The sequence below is a fragment of the Armatimonadota bacterium genome (genome assembly GCA_039679645.1).
GTDB lineage: Bacteria > Armatimonadota > UBA5829 > UBA5829 > UBA5829 > UBA5829.
The window spans coordinates 12684-29766 of the sequence record JBDKUO010000043.1 but is presented as its reverse complement, the minus strand read 5'-3'; the positions used below and the strand labels follow the sequence as shown (position 1 = coordinate 29766).

The window sequence follows — 17083 nt, the reverse complement described above, 5'->3', positions numbered from 1 at the left end:
GAGGTTTAGCTATGCAGACTTGCGCTTGACTTTGCAGGGCCTTATGTTCCACGTAAATGCCAGCAGCGCTCCCGCAAGGAATGTGCAGCCCAGAATGCCGTATATGACTATATGCCATGCTGCGCTCTTGCCGTATGTTGCGCCGAAATGGTCAAGCATCCAGCCAAAGCCCTTGGCCTCCACCATTCTGCCTATATAACCAAACAAACCGATAAACCCGGCTGCAGTGCCTATCGCTTTTTTCGATGTCAGGTCCAGAGCAATGATTGCGATCAGGTTAATGACCGGATACACAAAGAACCCCACAAGCCCGAGCATTACCATGTCCAGCCATATCATACTCGGCGGAGTGAACAGAATAGTTGTGAACGCGCCCAATACCGGTATCATACACAGTGTGCAGATCATGCCGCGGCGCCCGCCGACCTTGTCCGATATCCACCCGAAAAAGATAGTCGATGGGATCCCGCCGAACTCGGTTATGAGCACCGCAATACCGCCGCCAATCAGTGTGGCATCTTTCATCTCGCGCAGATACATTGGACCCCAGTCGAGCATACTGTAACGCGAGACATAGGTAAAAAAGTTGGCAACGGCAAGAAGCCAGATGAGCTTGTTCTTTAGAACATTGTTGACGAAAAGCTCTTTTGTGGTGAGTTCGCGCTCGAGGTTCGTGCACTCTTCCTGCGCAGCGGGATAATCATTACGATACTCCTCAACCGGCGGAAGCCCGACCGACTGCGGGGTATCGCAGAGCCTAAAGAATATATATATAGAACATGCCAGCGCGATTGCTCCGGGCACGTAAAACGCATATTGCCACCCGCCGAAGGACGTGACCGCCCAGGCCGTTACAACACCGGCAAGCCCGCCGCCGACATTGTGAGCGGTGTTCCATATACTGAATGTCAGGCCGCGCTCGCGCTCACTAAACCAGTGGCCCATTGATCGACCGCAGGGAGGCCAGCCCATTCCCTGAAAGAAACCGTTAAGAGCCCACAACCAGATGTGTATGTTTAGGTTCTGCACACCGCCGAAGGCAAAGTTGCAGATCGCGGTAAGAAACAGCCCGAGCGCCATAAACTTGCGGGGGTTGCTTCTGTCCGATACTGCGCCCATAAGGAATTTGCCCAGACCGTATGTGGCGGCCGAGATCGCGAGGATGCTACCGATATCGGACTTGGTGTAGTGAAGCGCCCCCTGTATGTCCTTGGAGACTACAGAGAAGTTATTGCGGACCAGATAGAACATCGCATACCCGATGAACGTCGACTCCATCACTCGCCATCGGTATTTTGGATAACGCTTCTTTACTTCATCATCAGGCAGTCGCTTTTGCTGCGGCGCCGGCGCCAGAAAATTCATAATGCTTCCTCGTCATTATTAGGTCGGTGGGTAAATTACTGTGTGAAAAGTACCACAACGCAGAGGCTGTTGTCAACCGAAATCCTGTCGGATGAGGAAAACACGCGTGATATTGAGCATTCCGGACAATTGGATGAGTGGTCAATCCGCCAAGCTGATAAAACTACATTTTGACATGTTTCTTTGAGACTACTCGCAGCATTACAGGCATTTGACCGGAGTTTAGCTGGTCCGCAGCTTGCTTGGCTTGTCTCAGGTTGACAAACCCTGCTATCTCAGCTTCTGATCCCAGAATAGGCTCGTTGATTTTGGGAGAAGTAATAAGCCGATCATTAAAGAAAACAGCCAGATAATCGTCCACATGCTCTCTGGTAAAATTGCTGAACTTTCGAGCGCCATCAGCATTAAACTCAATGCAAACCACAATCTGGTTTACCCGATTGATGTTTGCTTTAGCGTTGGGCAGCACATCTCGACCCGTCAGAATGGGCTTATTGTTGGATACATCGACAACTTTTACTAACACGTCGTTTGGATTATTTATACTGTTTATGGCGTTTCTCTTCGAGTCTGTGAAAATGTATCCCGCGTTCGGCATCGTGGGAGCTTCCATACGCCACTTGCCAATCGGATTTTTTTGACCCTGAATATCCTTGAGGAAATAAAACTCCAGCTTCCCGCTTGCAATGAGCTGGGATAGCACGGTTTTGCTGTTGATACTATCCGGTATCACAAACTCCAATGCATCGCCGCGTAGTTCGACACTTGGGTCTATCACTCCATCAACGCCGGCAAGCCGCCGTTCCAGTAAGTCTCGAGTCTCCTCGAGTATCTTTGCACGTCCGTTCTTTGTCGTAGACCAGTAGACCTTGGCAGTCGGGTCCGGCTGGACGACTATTAACAAACCCTTGCCGCCGGTTCTCCCAACGAGGCTATTGCACCCCGAAATCAGGACCGACATTATCAGCAATAATGCAAATAAACAACGGCTGCTTGGCATTTTTTCCTCCTAAGTAAAGTACGGCCATAAACTTGTATCAAGGAAGTACTCTGAAGATACGGTATTAAAACCAAGACGTGCATTTTACTTAGCGTAAATTGCTTTGATCGAACCGCTTATGTCATTATATTCTTCACAATCACCATAATTCCTGCCAAAAGTTGTTGAACTTATCGGATGACAAATGCAGTCGAGTCTCGTCTAATAATATATCTAGCTCTGCAGGGAGGAAACAAATGAAACAGACTATAGTTTACATTGCCGCTGTGCTTGCGCTGGCGAGCGCCGGCATGGCTGCCACTGTATCAAGCCCAAAATCGATTGCTCTGACTGTATATAACGGCAACTTCGCACTGGTCAAGGACACCCGCGCGGTGAGCCTGACACAGGGAGCGAACTCGATAGATGTCGAGGATGTGGCTGCAAAGATCGACCCGACCAGCGTGCTGTTTAAGTCCCTCACGGCTCCTAATTCGGTCTCGATCCTGGAGCAGAACTATCAGTATGACCTCATCAGCCCGGACAATATTCTCAATAAGTCCGTCGGCCAGAGAGTTGTGTTCACCAATTTCAGTATGGACGGCTCCATGCGCCAGCAGGAGGGTATTCTTTTGAACCCTCCGGCTAACGGCGGCATTGTAATCAGGACGGACGACGGTAACCTGGTGATGAACCCGTCGGGTCAGATAACTTTGAAGCAGATGCCCGAAGGCCTGCACCCCAAGCCGACTCTCAACTGGCTGGTTGCCAGTAATAAGGCGTGTGATCAGAATGTCGAGATCAGCTATATAACGGATGGGATAGGCTGGAAGGCCGATTACGTTGCACTGGTCAATAAAGACGACTCGGCTCTGGATCTGGCGGGATGGGTAACACTCAACAACCAGAGCGGCGCCACATACCAAAATGCCAAGCTGACTTTGATGGCGGGTGATGTGCGAAGGATGCAGAACACATATCGCTACGATAAGTCTGAGATCCCTACCAGTGCCCTTTATGCAGCCAGCGCGCCTCAATTTGAAGAGAAGAGCTTCTCTGAGTATCACATGTATACGATGGATCGTCCGACTGATATTCGAGATAACGAAACCAAACAGCTCTCACTGCTCAACGCATCCAACGCCGGTGTAAAGAAAGAGATGATCTATGACGCTCGCGGCGACTGGTTCAAGAGTTGGTTCTATCCGGGCAGAAAAGAATACGACCCGGGCAGCGGCTACGACACGTCGGACTATCACAAAGTGAATGTCATCTTAGAGCTCAAGAACTCCAAGGAAAACCACATGGGCATGCCTCTTCCGGCGGGCAAGATCAGGGTCTACAAGTTCGACGACACAGGCAGCCAGCAGTTTATCGGTGAAGATGCTATCGACCATACTCCTAAGGATGAAAAAATTCGGCTGTATATAGGCGATGCGTTTGATGTTGTGGGTGACTACAAGCGCACGAATTATAGAAAAATAGCCGCAAATGTAGTCGAGGAGAGTTTCGAGGTCAAGATCAGAAACCATAAGGATGTGCCTGTAGAAGTCAAGGTGGTCGACCATGTATGGTCCGACTGGAAAGTTGTCAAATCTACCTGTGACTACGTCAAAAAGGACGCAAGCACTATCGAGTTTCCGGTGAATGTGCCCAAGGACGGCGAGGTAACCATCACATATACGATCAGGACCAGTTGGTAGTCAAGTGGAGAGTAGAAGGTGGAAAGCGAAGAGCATCTCCACCTTCACTCCGTTCCTGTCAGTCCAACTTCACGACAGCATAGTTCTTCTTGCCTCTTCTGATCAAAAGCAGAGCGCCATGTATGAAATCGGACGCTTTAGGCTGGAAGTCTATATCAGAGACTCGCTGGTTATTAATATATACTCCCCCGGCGCCTATCTGGCGCCTTGCTTCGGACTTTGAAGCTATCAGGCCGCTGTCGACCGCAAGCTGCAAGGCATTGGGAACCGATTCGACTGACTCATAGTTCAACGCAGGCGCGCTCTCCACAGCCGCAAGCAGCGTCTTCAGATCGACACTCGCAAGGTCGCTGTCACCGAAGAGAGCCTGGCTTGCCGCAACCACTTTATCTGCTTCGGTCTTATCGTGGATGATAGCAGTCACTTCATAGGCCAGTTTCTTCTGCGCTTCGCGGCGTTCAGGCTGGGTTTCAACCTTATTGATCAGGTCAGATATCTCCTCATGGCTCAGAAGAGTGAAGTACTTAAGATATTTCACGACGTCGCGGTCGTCCGTATTCACGAAATACTGATACAGCGCGTAGGGCGAAGTCAGCTCAGCATCAAGCCAGATTGCGCCTGCCTCTGACTTGCCGAACTTCTGGCCCGCAGCATTGGTGACCAGCGGGAAGGTGAGACAGTATGCCTGTTTTGAAAGCTTTCTTCTCACCAACTCTATCCCGGCGGTCATGTTGCCCCACTGGTCGGCGCCTCCGACCTGCAATTTGCAGTCACACTCTTTGTAGAGATGATAGAAGTCATACGCCTGCAGCAGCATGTAGCTGAACTCGGTGTAGGATATACCGACTTCGTCCCTTTCGAGCCTGGCGCTGATAGAGTCCTTGGCCATCATCATATTGACGCTGAAATGCTTGCCCACATCACGCAAAAACTCAATCGCCGTGATGGGAGCGACCCAGTCATAGTTATTGACCACCCGAACGCCGGTGGAGCCGGACGGATCGAGTATTCTCTCTATCTGCGAGCGGATTCCCGCAACATACCCATCGACTGTCTCCTTGGTGTTGAGCGTACGCTCGGTCGTCTTGCCGCTTGGGTCACCGATCAGGCCTGTCGCGCCGCCAACCAGCGCTATGGGCTTGTGTCCGGCAAGCTGGAAGCGTTTGAGTGTAAGCAGAGGCAGCAGGCTGCCTATGTGCAGGCTGGCTGCAGTCGGGTCGAAGCCGCAATACAGGGTTTGGCCGGCCTTTGCAAGAAGCTCGGGAATTCCCTCCGGATCCGAACTCTGGAATATAATGTCTCGCCATTTCAAGTCTTCGTAAATCGTCATTTCATCACCCTGTATAATAATATTTTCGGCTTCGCCTATAGTCATTGTAGACTCAGTCCGTATTCATGGTAATAGGGGCAAGCGAGGAAGTCAAATCAGGACGGAACAGGTGACGGGGCAGGTTAATGCGATTTACGTTTGATCGGGGCGCAAGATATACTCGCGCCCCGTATAGCATTATTTCGAGGGTTTTCGCCTGGAGGCAAAGCCCGCCAGACCGACCAGCCCTGCAATCAGCGCGACTACACTGCCGGGCTCTGGTGTGGTAATCGGGCGGAGGACTATATCGCGCGATTCATGAGTTATCTCATTGTACGCGCCGGACACGATCCAGCCGTTGTCGTTGATCCCTCTGAAGTTCTCAAGATGCCAACCGCTCTCCGGGTCAATCAGGTTTTGAACTGAAACCAGGCCATCATCCGCATCCCAAATGTAGTTTCCGCCTGTATAGGTATCGCCAATGTGAGTGCATCCTTCCAATAACACCTGGCCGTTATTGTTAAGGGCATCGCACCAAAAGTCATTACCCACGCCGGGTGTAATATCCAGCATCCCATCTGCTGAGCTCCATAAGAAGACGTGTGTCTCATTATTACCGCTGTATATGGTTCCGGTAACCTGGTTTTGATCATTCAGGAAATTGCATCTCAGTGTCTGATTCTCGGCAGGGCTTAGTATTTCACTATAGCTGCCGTCGCCTGACCATATCGCATCTCGATACTCCGGCACGCTGTATACATATGGCGGCCCATCAACAATATCCGGCAGCGGTATGGGCACATCACTGATGATGGTATTCAAGCCTTTTTGGTAAGTTCCGAGATAGTAGCCGTTGTTGTTGAAACCATTGACAGTCCATACATCCGATCCGGCAGGAAGAGGAGGAGCCGATATACCGGTGCCCTGCGTCCAGATAAAGGTGGATGTGCGGCTTAGGATTGAACCGTTGCTGTTGCCAAGCACAACGCCTGAATCGTTGATAGATGTATTGGAGCCACTAAGATAATAAGAGACCTGCATGTGCGGCAGATCGGTGATAGACCCATCTGCATTCCACACACAATATTGGTCTTCACCGTTTCTCATTGAATAAAACCCGACAATCGCTCCAGAGTTGTTGATATCTCTAGCGATGTGCATCTGATCTGTGAACCCAGTTGCGCCGGTGGTTGTATTGTATCTATAGATACCCCAAGTGCTCGTGCTTCGCTGATAAGCGCTGCCATAAATCACGCCTGAGTTGTTGATACCCAAAGCAGTGTTGATATAGATATCCTGAGTTCCAACAATATCCACTACTTCATACTTGCTTGCAACTTTTGCGCATACCGGCGCGGCAGCAAGCACCACAAACGCGCAAACGAGCGCGCCATATTTCAATATCTTTTCCATCTTTGCCTCCCTCGTGTTTTTCCATCTAATATATCGGGAGTAAAGCGGGGAGGCTTTAGCTCAGACGGCTCACGAACTCGCGCATGGCCTGCTGCGCGCGCGCCACTTTCATCTCTTTGCGCATCTTTTTGGGGTGTTTTTCGAGTATAGGAGGAAGAATACCGAAGTTGGAGTTCATCGGCTCGAAATCGTCTATCGGGCAGTTTGCTACGTGATCCAGCAATGCGCCTATGACTGTCTCCTTGGGCGGGATGACGGGCGATTGTCCAAGCGCGACCCTCGCGGCATTGATTCCGGCAACTATCCCCGACGCAGCCGACTCCATATACCCCTCCACTCCTACAACCTGGCCTGCAAAGAAGAGACCCATATCAACTTTAGTGTGCAGCGCGGCTGTGAGCAGATTGGGCGAGCCGATATACGTATTGCGATGGACTGCGCCGTACCTTACAAACTCGGCATGCTCCAGACCAGGGATCATCCTAAAGACCCGGTCCTGCTCGCCCTGCCTGAGTTGGGTCTGGAAACCGACCAGGCCATAGACAGTGCCCTCGGCATTTTCCTGCCTGAGTTGGACTACTGCATGGGGCCTACGGCCTGTATGCGGGTCAGTCAGGCCGACAGGCTTTATGGTGCCGTAGGCGAGCGTATCCCTACCCCGCTTTGCGATCACTTCAACAGGCAGGCAACCTTCGAAATACTGCGCGTCCTTTTCTTCCTCCAGGTGCAGATCAGCTATCTTAGCATCTACCAGAGCATCAATAAACGCCTCATACTCTTCGCGTGTCATGGGGCAGTTTATATACGCGGCCTCGCCCTTGTCATAGCGAGACTGTTTGAAACACTTGTTGTAATCGATGCTGTCTGCATCCACAGAGGGCGCAATAGCGTCGAAGAAGTGGAGATTATTTGCTCCGGTAAGCTCACGGATACTTTCTGAAAGCGCGGGAGATGTGAGAGGACCGGTCGCTATTATACAGGGTCTGTCGGTCGGAATCTGTGTGACCTGTTCGCGGATGACTTCGATATTGGGATTGCTCTCAATAGCGTTAGTGACCAGTTCGCCGAAGCGCTCTCTGTCCACACATAGTGCATCGCCTCCCGGAACTGATGCTTTTGCCGCACATTCGAGTATGATCGAGCCCATAGCGCGCATCTCTTCTTTGAGCAGGCCGTGCGCTGTCATAGGCGAGTTGGACTTAAGCGAACTCGAGCACACCAGTTCACCGAGGTTGCCTGAGCGGTGCGCAGGTGTCATCACGACAGGTCTCATCTCATAGAGCCTGACATGCAATCCCCTATTAGCAATTTGAAAGGCGGCCTCGCACCCGGCAAGCCCGCCTCCTATGATCGTTATATAATCCATGCTTACATCATGCAGCTTGTGCCAGGTGCAGGTTCTCAAGGACTATTTCAGGCAGTTCGCCTTTACCTAACACTTCCTTGGCATCGAGGATTTCTATTCCGACAAGTGTTTCACCCGGACCGATGTTCAATGCTATCTCCTCGTTTAACCGCAATGTCCGGCACTCCTGACCGTCTTCAATAAGCTTTATATACAAAGCGTCAATTTCAGGATCATAGCTAATCTTCATGTTATCTTCCACACTAAAAGTATTACGCGTAAGGTAATTGCAGAAATCCATATTACTGTCATTTCGAGCGCAGCGAGAAATCTGCTTTTACAACGTCAGGTTCAAAGCAGATTCCTCACATTCGTTCGGAATGACTATATTTGAAACGGATGACTTAATTTGATGCGTTCATATTTTACAATAGGCTTGTGCAGACAGTTATTATCACCATTTCATCCGATTCTTCTTTGATAACCGAATTAACTTTATCAAAAGTGCATAGATGCGCGGATTTCTTCCATACTTACCCGCGCTACTTTTCGAGCTTTTTCGGCTCCTGCGGCCAGAATCTCATCAAATTTTTCAGGATGACCGATAAGATCATTCCGGCGCTCGCGGATAGGGGCGAGCCGATCATTCAGGAAAGTTGACAGGCGCTTCTTGCACTCCATGCAGCCTATCGTGCCTGCTGTGCAGTCATCATGCATATCAGCCTTGCCATAGACATCCAGCATTGCATAGACGGCGCAGCCCTCAGGATGACCCGGATCGTTCTTGCGAATCTTCAGAGGGTCGGTGAACATAGTGCGCACCTTAGCCGTCGTCTCCTCCGCACTGTCGCAAATATATATGGCGTTATTATAGCTCTTGGACATCTTGCGACCGTCGAGACCAGGCATGGCGGCGTACTTTGTGAGCAGACCCTTGCATTCCGGGAATATCTCGCCGAAGATGCTGTTGAACCGTCTGCCTATCTCACGCGTGAGTTCCAAATGCGGAAGCTGGTCCTGGCCGACCGGCACCGCGTCGGCTTTATATATAAGAATGTCGCCAGCCATAAGGACGGGATAGCCCATAAGACCGTAGCTGACCGACTCTATATGAAGCTGCTCTTTCTTCTCTTTGAAAGTCGGCACGCGCTCCAGCCAGCCGATGGGCGTGGACATGCTCAGCAGCAGGAACAGCTCAGCATGCTCCTTGATATCCGACTGAACGAAGATGGCGCACTTTTCCGGGTCCAAACCAGCAGCCAGAAAGTCGACAGCGACTTCACGCCTGTACTTTGCTATCTCCTCTGTTCGGTCGAGCATAGTGGTCAGGGCATGCCAGTCCGCTATGAAATAGAAAGCTTCGTATTCGTCTTGCAGCTTGACCCAGTTGGCCAGCGCGCCCTCCAGATTGCCCAAATGAAGCAGCCCGGTCGGCTGCATGCCAGAAAGTAATCTACCTTTACTCATCCTCATTAAACCCCAACAAATAAATGAAGTAAGAACCTGCTCGGCGGCTCCATTATCGAGCGTAAAATGTCAGGCGCAAGGAATATCAGCGCCAGAAAAATTATGAATCCATACCGAGCCATAAACATATCATACCTGCGCGCCTGCTCAACCGGCAGCAGCGAAGAGACGATGTGAGAGCCGTCCAGCGGAGCTATGGGTATCAGGTTGAAAATTGCGAGCGCGATGCTGATAAGAGTGATTACAAACAGAAACTCAGTCACGCTACTGGTCATATACCCCGAAAAAAGCCGAAGAGCAGTCCCTACAACCAGCGCGGTCAGCAGATTTGAGAGCGGTCCCCAGAGCGAAACCCATAAATTATCCCATCTTGGGCTGCGAAAGTTGCCCGGATTGATACGCACGGGCTTGCCCCAGCCGATCCCGAACCCCGCAAGAGAAGACACAACCATCATTATTGTGCCTATCGGATCAAGATGATCGAATGGATTGAGCGATATGCGTCCCTGCGCCTTTGGTGTATCATCACCAGCCTTCCATGCCGAGTAAGCATGAGCAAACTCATGGATAGTGATGCATACGACCAGAGCGATCATCGAAAGAACGAACTGGTATGGGTTAAAATTATTGAACATAACTAGACTTTCGTTTCTGAACCCTTGAACCTCTCAGGCAGTAAATCGCAGGATACAAGATCGTCCATACTCTCCCGCCGCGCGACCAGATCGGCATGCCCGTCCGCGACAAACACCACAGGCGGTCGCGTAAACCGGTTATAGTTGCTGGCCATAGAATGATTATACGCTCCCGTGGTCTGTACGGCCAACAGGTCGCCTGTCTTTGCCTCAGGCAGCAGGATATCTGTAATGAGATTATCGGTCTCACAGTGCTTGCCGCAGACCGTATATAAATTTGACGGCTCATCGCCTGCGCGATTTGCCAATATCGCCGAGTACTGCGCGTCATACAGAGCCGGACGGGGATTGTCCGAAAGACCGCCGTCCACCGGCAGGTATGTCCGTGTGCCCGGGTCCTCGGAGATATCCACTTGCTTGGGAGCGCCGACTGTGTAGATCGTAGTGCCGGCCTCGCCGACAACGGACCTGCCGGGCTCCAATATCAGATGCGGTTTGTCTATTCCCCTTACGCCACAGGCAGCAATCACGGCTTCGCTGATAACCTTGGCGAACTCGTCTATGCTGGGAGGATCGTGCTCTTCAAGGTATCTGACACCCAGGCCGCCGCCTATATCCAGGACCTCGATCACTGTGCCGGTCTCACTCTTTATCCGCTTGATGAAATCGGCCATGATCGGAGCCGAATCGATGAACGGCGAAAGATCGAAGAGCTGGCTGCCGACATGGCAGTGTACACCCCTCAGTGCAATACCCTTGCATCCGAGCGCCTGCTTTACAGCCTTCATAGCCGAGCCGTCTTTTATATTGAAGCCGAACTTGCTGTCTTCCTGGCCGGTGCGGATCAGTCTATGAGTGTGAGGGTCTACACCCGGATTGCACCTGAGCAGTATATCCTGAGTCTTGCCTGCATCTTGTGCGATTGCGCTGAGCAGTTCGAGCTCTATGAAACTGTCGACAACTACATATTTCGCGCCATATCCGACAGCCATCTCAAGCTCATCAGCAGATTTGAAGTTGCCATGGACCAGTATGCGCTCCATCGGAAAGCCCGCGCATTTGGCCGTATAAAGCTCGCCTGCGCTTGCGACATCCAGCCACATGCATTCCTGGTCGGCTAAAGCGCACATTGCAGTCACAATAAACGCCTTGCTTGCGTATGCTATATCCGCATCACCATATTCACGAGCAAATGCCTGCCTGTAAGCCCGGCATTTATCGCGAATTAATTTTTCGTCCATTACGTATAATGGCGTGCCGAACTCTGCCGCCAGATCAGCCGAATCACAACCGCCAATTTCAAGGTGATCGCGGCTGTTTACTCTTTGTGTTCCAAGCAACATCATAGACAGATAATTACCCTTCCATGCATATACAAAAAAAGGAACCAGCCCACATCAAAGCCGGTTCAAGAAATAATTTAACATACAAACTAACATAAGTCAAACTTTGGAGCTTATCGAAGATGTTGATTCGGACCACATCGGCATCGTTGTTGCCGACAACGAGAATGCAATCACCACGGCTGAGGGTAACAATCACAACCGATCAGGCGTGGGTATATGATGCTGAGCAGATACTATTGTCGACATCCGTATCAGTCGGTGTTCGGCACGCCCTCAAGCTGCACGACAACCACTGCCGCATCGTCCTGAAGGTTTCCGCCCGCGTGATGCCTGGCCGATTCAACAATGCCTTGAGCCAGAGAATCGAGGTTGCGGCGGCGGCTCTTCACTAGATATTGCTTTACGCCCTCTTTGTTGAACATCTCCCCGTTTGCCGATCTGGCCTCCGTGATCCCGTCGGTTATCATAATCATTACATCACCCGGCTTTAGCTCCAGAGAGGCTTCGGCATAGACGAACCCGTCATAAAACCCAAGTCCGCCGCCCTGCAGTTCGAGTTCCTTGGCATCCCCATCCGCGCCCAGCACGAGCGGAGGTTCATGACCTCCGTTTGCGTATGTAATGATGCCGCTGGGCACATCCACCACGGCAAAAAACGCGGTAAGCAGCCCTATTTCTGAGGTTTCCTCTTTGCATAAAGCCTGGTTTGCCAAAGTCATAACCACAGACGGACTCGGGTCCAAGAAAGCATAGCTGCGTATGGAATAACGGGCGGCAGCCACTCGTATCGCGGCGGGAAGCCCCTTGCCCGCAATATCACCGATAAGGATGCCTATCTTTCCGTCACCCATATCAAAAATATCATAGAAATCGCCGCCCACGGCTGCCTCGTCAAGCGCGGGCTGATACTTCACTACGATTTTGCAGCCTTCGATGTTATAACTTACCTGCGGCGGGATGAGAGCCTGTTGAAGTATTTCCGCAATCCTGTGCTCTCGCTCATATACTTCACGCTTCTGATCCTCTATTGCAACAAGATCGCTGATATCCCGAAAGACGAGAGTGGCTCCAATTACACATTCATGGCAATCCTTAACAGGAGCCGCGCTGACACTGACAATGAAATCTCGTCCTGCGCTCGTAATAACTCTATAGCGCTCATCGATAACTCTTTCGCCGCTCAGCGCGCGAGTCAACGGATGCCGCTCAACAGTCATTTCCTGGCCTTCAAGTGTGTATCTGTGTAGTGTTTTTGCCCAATCGATATGGGACATTTTAGACTCGATACCCAGCAGATTCTGCCCGATGCCATTTATGAGTCGCACATTCCCTTGGGCGTCAAAGAGCGCCACTCCTTCAGTCATTCCGGAAATCAGCGATTCTATTTCATTAGCGCGCTGCTCGGCAATCGCTCGGGCATTTATGAGTTCTTCCTCTGCCAGTCTGCGCTGTTCAATCTCGGCGTGGAGTCTGTCTATAGTCGCCTGCAACTCTTCGACTCGCGGCGTATGAGGCTTTCTGTCGACTTGCGTATTGAACTTGCACTGGGTTATGGATATTGCAAACCCATAGAACTCTTCAGTCGCACTCGCAAGCGGAGAAATGGTGCATATGAGTTCCAAATCGGATTTGGCAGGGCAGGCACTAATCCTTATCGGCAGCATGGTATTTCGCACGCATTCAATAACGGCCCGGTCATTGCAGCCGGAGTGTAAATCGAAATAGCTGTCCTTTTTGAAATCGATCACGACTCCGAACAGCGCTTCATATGCAGGGTTGGCCCATATGAATTTGAAATCGGAATCTATATACGCTATGGCTGTTTTCTCGCCAGCCAATATGACCTTTTGATCTTCGGCACGAAGGACAGCGTCAAACGCGCTGAATATCTCCACATCGGACTGAAAAAGAAATGCAGGGTCGATTACGATTTTATCCGAAGCGGCGCGCGAGTGTTTCTCCAGAGCCTCATCGAATGTGTGCACAAGTTCAACTGCGACACCGGATGGTATCTGAAGATAGGCGTTCTCCAGTGCCGCGCTGTCTCCAACAATCAATATTCGTTTTTTAAGCATATTGCTAGTCATAATTGCATATCTATATCAATATTATACCAACTATGATTGAGCAGATGAACTAGTATTATCACTTAATGCAGCAAAAATAATGGCATACCACTGGCTCAGCGCTTGAAATGACATTACAACTGACGAGAAGACATTCCAGACGGGTATATAAGGTCATAGTGCCATATCTTCTTATACGACTGAGGTGAAGGTAATGCCGACTAAGCGGAAAAATTCTGCACAACTTCTATCCGAACAGGTAGTTAATGACCATAAGAACCCACGGGACGAAGGGGCTGTTTCGGAATGCGATTACAAGGAACTTGTTGAAGCTCTGTCGGATTGGGTTTGGACAATAGACACGCATGCACGCTTCATGTATTCAAGTCCGGCGTTACACAAGATACTCGGTTATACGGAAGAAGAAGTGATCGGCAAGAACGCCTTTGACTTCGCGCTCCCTGAGGACCGCGTAAGTTTGATTGAGACTTTCAACGACACAGTCGCACGAAGAAATAAGACTATCGGGTGTGTGCTTCGCTTTGTTTCCAAAAGTGGGCAAATACGTTACTTGGAGATCAATGCCAAATCAATCTTTGATTTTGAAAACAACTTGATAGGTTACCACGGAGCAGCCCACGATATCACAGAACGCACCGAAGCTCAAGAAAAACTGATGCGCTCGGAACAGAGCTTCCGCGCAATTTTTAACTATGTGCCTGCAGTTATCTACGCATATGACCGCAATGGAGTTATTACCCAGGCCAATGCGGCATCCGAACATACTTTGGGATTCACTGTCGAATATCTTGTAGGACGTTCACTGTACGACACGATCGCCAGACCGGAAGACAGAGCAGAGAGAGAAGCGGTTATTGCACGAGTCTTCGCCGGAGAAGTTATCGATAACATTCAATGGGAAGAAAGATGCGCCGACGGATCAACTGTTCTAGTGCTCAGCAATGCGGCCCCCATTTTTAATGCGGAGGAAAAGGTAATCATGGGACTGGACCTGGGAATGGACATTACTCAGCTAAAGAAGGCCGAGCAAAAAAGTCGAGAGCTTGAAACTCATATGCGGGAATTCTATAAACGCACGATACTTGCGGCAACATGCGGGAAACTCGCAATTTCCAGCCACGAGGAAATAGAACAACTGGTGGGAATGCCTTTGGCATCCTGGTGTATAAAGAACGAAGAACACCTGAGTTCTATAAGAGAAGAAGTTGCACAGGCTGCAAAATCATTCGGCATGGAAGAATCGAAAATTGAAGACCTGGTGCTGTGCGCAGGTGAAGCAACGAGTAATTCCCTCAAGCATGATAGCGGAGGGCATGCGTCTCTGCACAAAATGCCCGAAGCGCTGGTTTTTGTAATGTCGGACCATGGCACTGGAATTGACGTTCTTGCGCTTCCTCACGTGGCTTTAACCAGAGGATATACGACTGCAATATCGCTGGGTATGGGCTATAAGACAATGATCTCAATTGCGGATGCGGTCTATCTGGCGACCGGACCTCTCGGCACAACAGTGGCATTGCAAGTCGCGCTTCATCGTGCAAAAGAACCTTCTGCTCTGTCGTGCCTTACGGATGTGTGGTAGCACACCATTTCCGGTCGCCCGGCATTACGTCGGACGACCGTCTGATCTCGGTTTATTATGTCAGAAAGAAGGCGGCGCCGGTGGAGTATCGTATGGATCATCCATACTAGGCGGGGCAGGCGGAGTCTCAACATCATCACCGGTTTGATCTGAAGTGTCATCACTCCTGACTCCCGTCACAGTGACGTTCTGGCAAATGATCTCCTCGTCCTGACGGACAGTGGCGCACAGCGATAGCTTGCTGCTGTTTGAATCGACACTTCCGGTCGCATCAATCGTATGCTTGGCTCCATCAGCCGTCCAATTGCCGTTCAGGCTAAGTGTGCCATCGCTGCCGCAACTGCCTATGACAACCGTGCTGTCGCCGCGAGTTTGAGAACCGGTGACTTCGACCGCAACGTCGCCGTCTTCTTCAATAACGATCTGGTTATTGGGCAGGCTCAAACTCGCCACTTGCCACGCCCCCACAACTTCATCCGACAGTTTGAGTGAGGACGACGGTGTGGTCCCGCTGACGGAACCTCCTCCACCCCCGCATCCTGCTATTGCTGCAATCATGATTACGGATAAACCCCACAAAACCTTATGCATGCCCAACCTCCGGAAACACACCTATTATTTCTGTCCCGGCATCCTTGCCGGGTCCCTAATGCATGTGTTCCATGTCCTGGCGCATATACGGGGTCTTGAGGTGTAAAACCGGTAGTAATACCTGGACTCAACCCTCAACCCATAACTCGCGACCCATAACTCATAACTCACATCGCCCGGTCAACCGCAGCGGCTACCCGCTTAAGCTCACCCATCAGGTGGGCGAATTTCTCGGGTCGCAGAGACTGAGGTCCGTCGCTCATGGCATGCGCCGGATCATTATGGACCTCCAGCAAAAGGCCGTCGGCTCCGCCTGCCACCGCAGCCTTCGCAACGGCGCCGACATATAGCCAGTTGCCTGTGGCATGGCTCGGATCGAGCATTACAGGCAGATGAGTCCAGTTCTTGAGCACAGGGATTGCGTTGATGTCAGTGGTGTTCCTGGTCGAGTCCTCAAAAGTCGTAATGCCGCGCTCGCACAGAATGACATTCTGGTTTCCCTCGGAGATTATATACTCGGCAGACATGAGCAGGTCTTTGACCTTGGAGCCAAGCCCGCGCTTGAGCAGCACAGGCCGACCGGCCGACCCTACTTTTTTTAGAAGAGCAAAGTTTTGCATATTGCGCGCGCCGATCTGAAGCACATCGGCATATTCGCACACCAGATCGACCTCGTGTGTGTCCATTACCTCAGTCACGACGGGCAGACCAGTCTCTTTGCGGGCGCTGGCGAGTATCTTGAGACCCTCCTCGCCCAAGCCCTGGAAAGCATACGGAGAGGTCCTGGGTTTGAATGCGCCGCCGCGCAGCATCTTGGCTCCCGCTGCCTTGACCTGTTGCGCAACCTCGATTGTCTGCTCCTCGGTCTCGACAGAGCATGGCCCTGCAGCCACTACTACCTCATTGCCGCCTATTTTGACATCGCCAATACTGACGACGGTGTTCTCCGGATGATATGTACGCGAGGCAAGTTTCCACAAATCGGAGATCAGCTCTACCCTCGCGACTCCACTCATTGCATTGAAGTGCTCGACCAGATCGGCCTTGCGTACGTCCAGTTCTCCGAGCACTGCAATTACTTTTCGCTCCACGCCGGGGTTCATAAAAGGTCTGAAGCCGATTTTTTTAATTTCCTGTTTTACTGCCCTCACTTCGTCTTCAGTTGCCTGCGTGTGCATAATGATAATCATTCCGATGCCTCCCTGTTTCAAGAACAAGTATACCTTAAATTACGTTCAAAAATCCAGCTATTGACATCACC

At 50.9% G+C, this 17083-nt stretch carries 14 protein-coding genes; 2 read left to right on the top strand and 12 right to left on the bottom strand.

Going from position 1 to position 17083, the window contains the following annotated elements:
• Nucleotides 1-9 precede the first annotated feature (9 nt).
• Entirely contained in the window at nt 10-1365 is a 1356-nt protein-coding gene (locus tag ABFD83_09000) for an MFS transporter (GenBank protein ID MEN6357206.1), read from the bottom strand.
• 163 nt (nt 1366-1528) lie between these two features.
• On the bottom strand, nt 1529-2365 hold the full coding sequence (locus ABFD83_08995) for a hypothetical protein (protein MEN6357205.1): 837 nt from the start codon (nt 2363-2365) through the stop codon (nt 1529-1531).
• A 236-nt stretch (nt 2366-2601) separates the two neighbouring features.
• Between ABFD83_08995 and ABFD83_08990 the strand changes: the two genes are divergently transcribed.
• On the top strand, nt 2602-4047 hold the full coding sequence (locus ABFD83_08990) for a DUF4139 domain-containing protein (GenBank protein ID MEN6357204.1): 1446 nt from the start codon (nt 2602-2604) through the stop codon (nt 4045-4047).
• A 58-nt stretch (nt 4048-4105) separates the two neighbouring features.
• Here the strand turns inward: ABFD83_08990 and tyrS are convergent, their stop codons facing one another.
• The 8 genes from tyrS to ABFD83_08950 all read right to left on the bottom strand — a co-directional run bounded on the left by tyrS (nt 4106) and on the right by ABFD83_08950 (nt 13649).
• A complete protein-coding gene (gene tyrS, locus ABFD83_08985) occupies nt 4106-5422 on the bottom strand; it encodes a tyrosine--tRNA ligase (GenBank protein ID MEN6357203.1) in 1317 nt (438 codons plus the stop codon).
• Between the two features lie 132 nt (nt 5423-5554).
• On the bottom strand, nt 5555-6769 hold the full coding sequence (locus tag ABFD83_08980; GenBank protein ID MEN6357202.1) for a PEP-CTERM sorting domain-containing protein: 1215 nt from the start codon (nt 6767-6769) through the stop codon (nt 5555-5557).
• A 55-nt stretch (nt 6770-6824) separates the two neighbouring features.
• A complete protein-coding gene (gene trmFO, locus ABFD83_08975) occupies nt 6825-8135 on the bottom strand; it encodes a methylenetetrahydrofolate--tRNA-(uracil(54)-C(5))-methyltransferase (FADH(2)-oxidizing) TrmFO (GenBank protein MEN6357201.1) in 1311 nt (436 codons plus the stop codon).
• 7 nt (nt 8136-8142) lie between these two features.
• The gene (locus ABFD83_08970) at nt 8143-8364 is read right to left on the bottom strand and encodes a DUF2283 domain-containing protein (GenBank protein MEN6357200.1); all 222 of its coding nucleotides are present in this window, start codon (nt 8362-8364) and stop codon (nt 8143-8145) included.
• A 248-nt stretch (nt 8365-8612) separates the two neighbouring features.
• A complete protein-coding gene (gene trpS / locus ABFD83_08965) occupies nt 8613-9581 on the bottom strand; it encodes a tryptophan--tRNA ligase (GenBank protein ID MEN6357199.1) in 969 nt (322 codons plus the stop codon).
• A gap of 5 nt (nt 9582-9586) precedes the next feature.
• Nucleotides 9587-10216: a site-2 protease family protein gene (locus tag ABFD83_08960; protein MEN6357198.1), complete on the bottom strand. Its 630-nt coding sequence runs from the start codon at nt 10214-10216 to the stop codon at nt 9587-9589.
• Between the two features lie 2 nt (nt 10217-10218).
• Nucleotides 10219-11562 (bottom strand): diaminopimelate decarboxylase, encoded by a 1344-nt coding sequence (gene lysA, locus ABFD83_08955; protein MEN6357197.1) that lies wholly within the window; start codon nt 11560-11562, stop codon nt 10219-10221.
• Between the two features lie 251 nt (nt 11563-11813).
• Nucleotides 11814-13649, bottom strand: a complete 1836-nt coding sequence (locus ABFD83_08950) for a SpoIIE family protein phosphatase (protein MEN6357196.1) — start codon at nt 13647-13649, stop codon at nt 11814-11816.
• 193 nt (nt 13650-13842) lie between these two features.
• Between ABFD83_08950 and ABFD83_08945 the strand changes: the two genes are divergently transcribed.
• Entirely contained in the window at nt 13843-15231 is a 1389-nt protein-coding gene (locus ABFD83_08945) for a PAS domain S-box protein (protein MEN6357195.1), read from the top strand.
• Between the two features lie 60 nt (nt 15232-15291).
• On the opposite strand, the gene ABFD83_08940 is transcribed toward ABFD83_08945, so the two are convergent.
• Together ABFD83_08940 and aroF are read right to left on the bottom strand one after the other, a co-directional pair.
• A complete protein-coding gene (locus tag ABFD83_08940) occupies nt 15292-15822 on the bottom strand; it encodes a hypothetical protein (protein ID MEN6357194.1) in 531 nt (176 codons plus the stop codon).
• 167 nt (nt 15823-15989) lie between these two features.
• Complete coding sequence (gene aroF / locus ABFD83_08935) at nt 15990-17012, bottom strand: 3-deoxy-7-phosphoheptulonate synthase (GenBank protein MEN6357193.1); 1023 nt, start codon at nt 17010-17012, stop codon at nt 15990-15992.
• Nucleotides 17013-17083: the final 71 nt, after the last annotated feature.

Bases quoted from the DNA above. Each gene is read 5' to 3' on its own strand.
- ABFD83_08945 (MEN6357195.1), top strand. From the start codon at position 13,843: ATGCCGACTAAGCGGAAAAATTCTGCACAACTTCTATCCGAACAGGTA.
- ABFD83_08980 (MEN6357202.1), bottom strand. From the start codon at position 6,769: ATGGAAAAGATATTGAAATATGGCGCGCTCGTTTGCGCGTTTGTGGTG.
- ABFD83_08995 (MEN6357205.1), bottom strand. From the start codon at position 2,365: ATGCCAAGCAGCCGTTGTTTATTTGCATTATTGCTGATAATGTCGGTC.
- aroF (MEN6357193.1), bottom strand. From the start codon at position 17,012: ATGATTATCATTATGCACACGCAGGCAACTGAAGACGAAGTGAGGGCA.
- trpS (MEN6357199.1), bottom strand. From the start codon at position 9,581: ATGAGTAAAGGTAGATTACTTTCTGGCATGCAGCCGACCGGGCTGCTT.
- ABFD83_08990 (MEN6357204.1), top strand. From the start codon at position 2,602: ATGAAACAGACTATAGTTTACATTGCCGCTGTGCTTGCGCTGGCGAGC.
- ABFD83_08950 (MEN6357196.1), bottom strand. From the start codon at position 13,649: ATGACTAGCAATATGCTTAAAAAACGAATATTGATTGTTGGAGACAGC.
- trmFO (MEN6357201.1), bottom strand. From the start codon at position 8,135: ATGGATTATATAACGATCATAGGAGGCGGGCTTGCCGGGTGCGAGGCC.
- tyrS (MEN6357203.1), bottom strand. From the start codon at position 5,422: ATGACTATAGGCGAAGCCGAAAATATTATTATACAGGGTGATGAAATG.
- ABFD83_08970 (MEN6357200.1), bottom strand. From the start codon at position 8,364: ATGAAGATTAGCTATGATCCTGAAATTGACGCTTTGTATATAAAGCTT.
- ABFD83_08960 (MEN6357198.1), bottom strand. From the start codon at position 10,216: ATGTTCAATAATTTTAACCCATACCAGTTCGTTCTTTCGATGATCGCT.
- ABFD83_09000 (MEN6357206.1), bottom strand. From the start codon at position 1,365: ATGAATTTTCTGGCGCCGGCGCCGCAGCAAAAGCGACTGCCTGATGAT.
- ABFD83_08940 (MEN6357194.1), bottom strand. From the start codon at position 15,822: ATGCATAAGGTTTTGTGGGGTTTATCCGTAATCATGATTGCAGCAATA.
- lysA (MEN6357197.1), bottom strand. From the start codon at position 11,562: ATGATGTTGCTTGGAACACAAAGAGTAAACAGCCGCGATCACCTTGAA.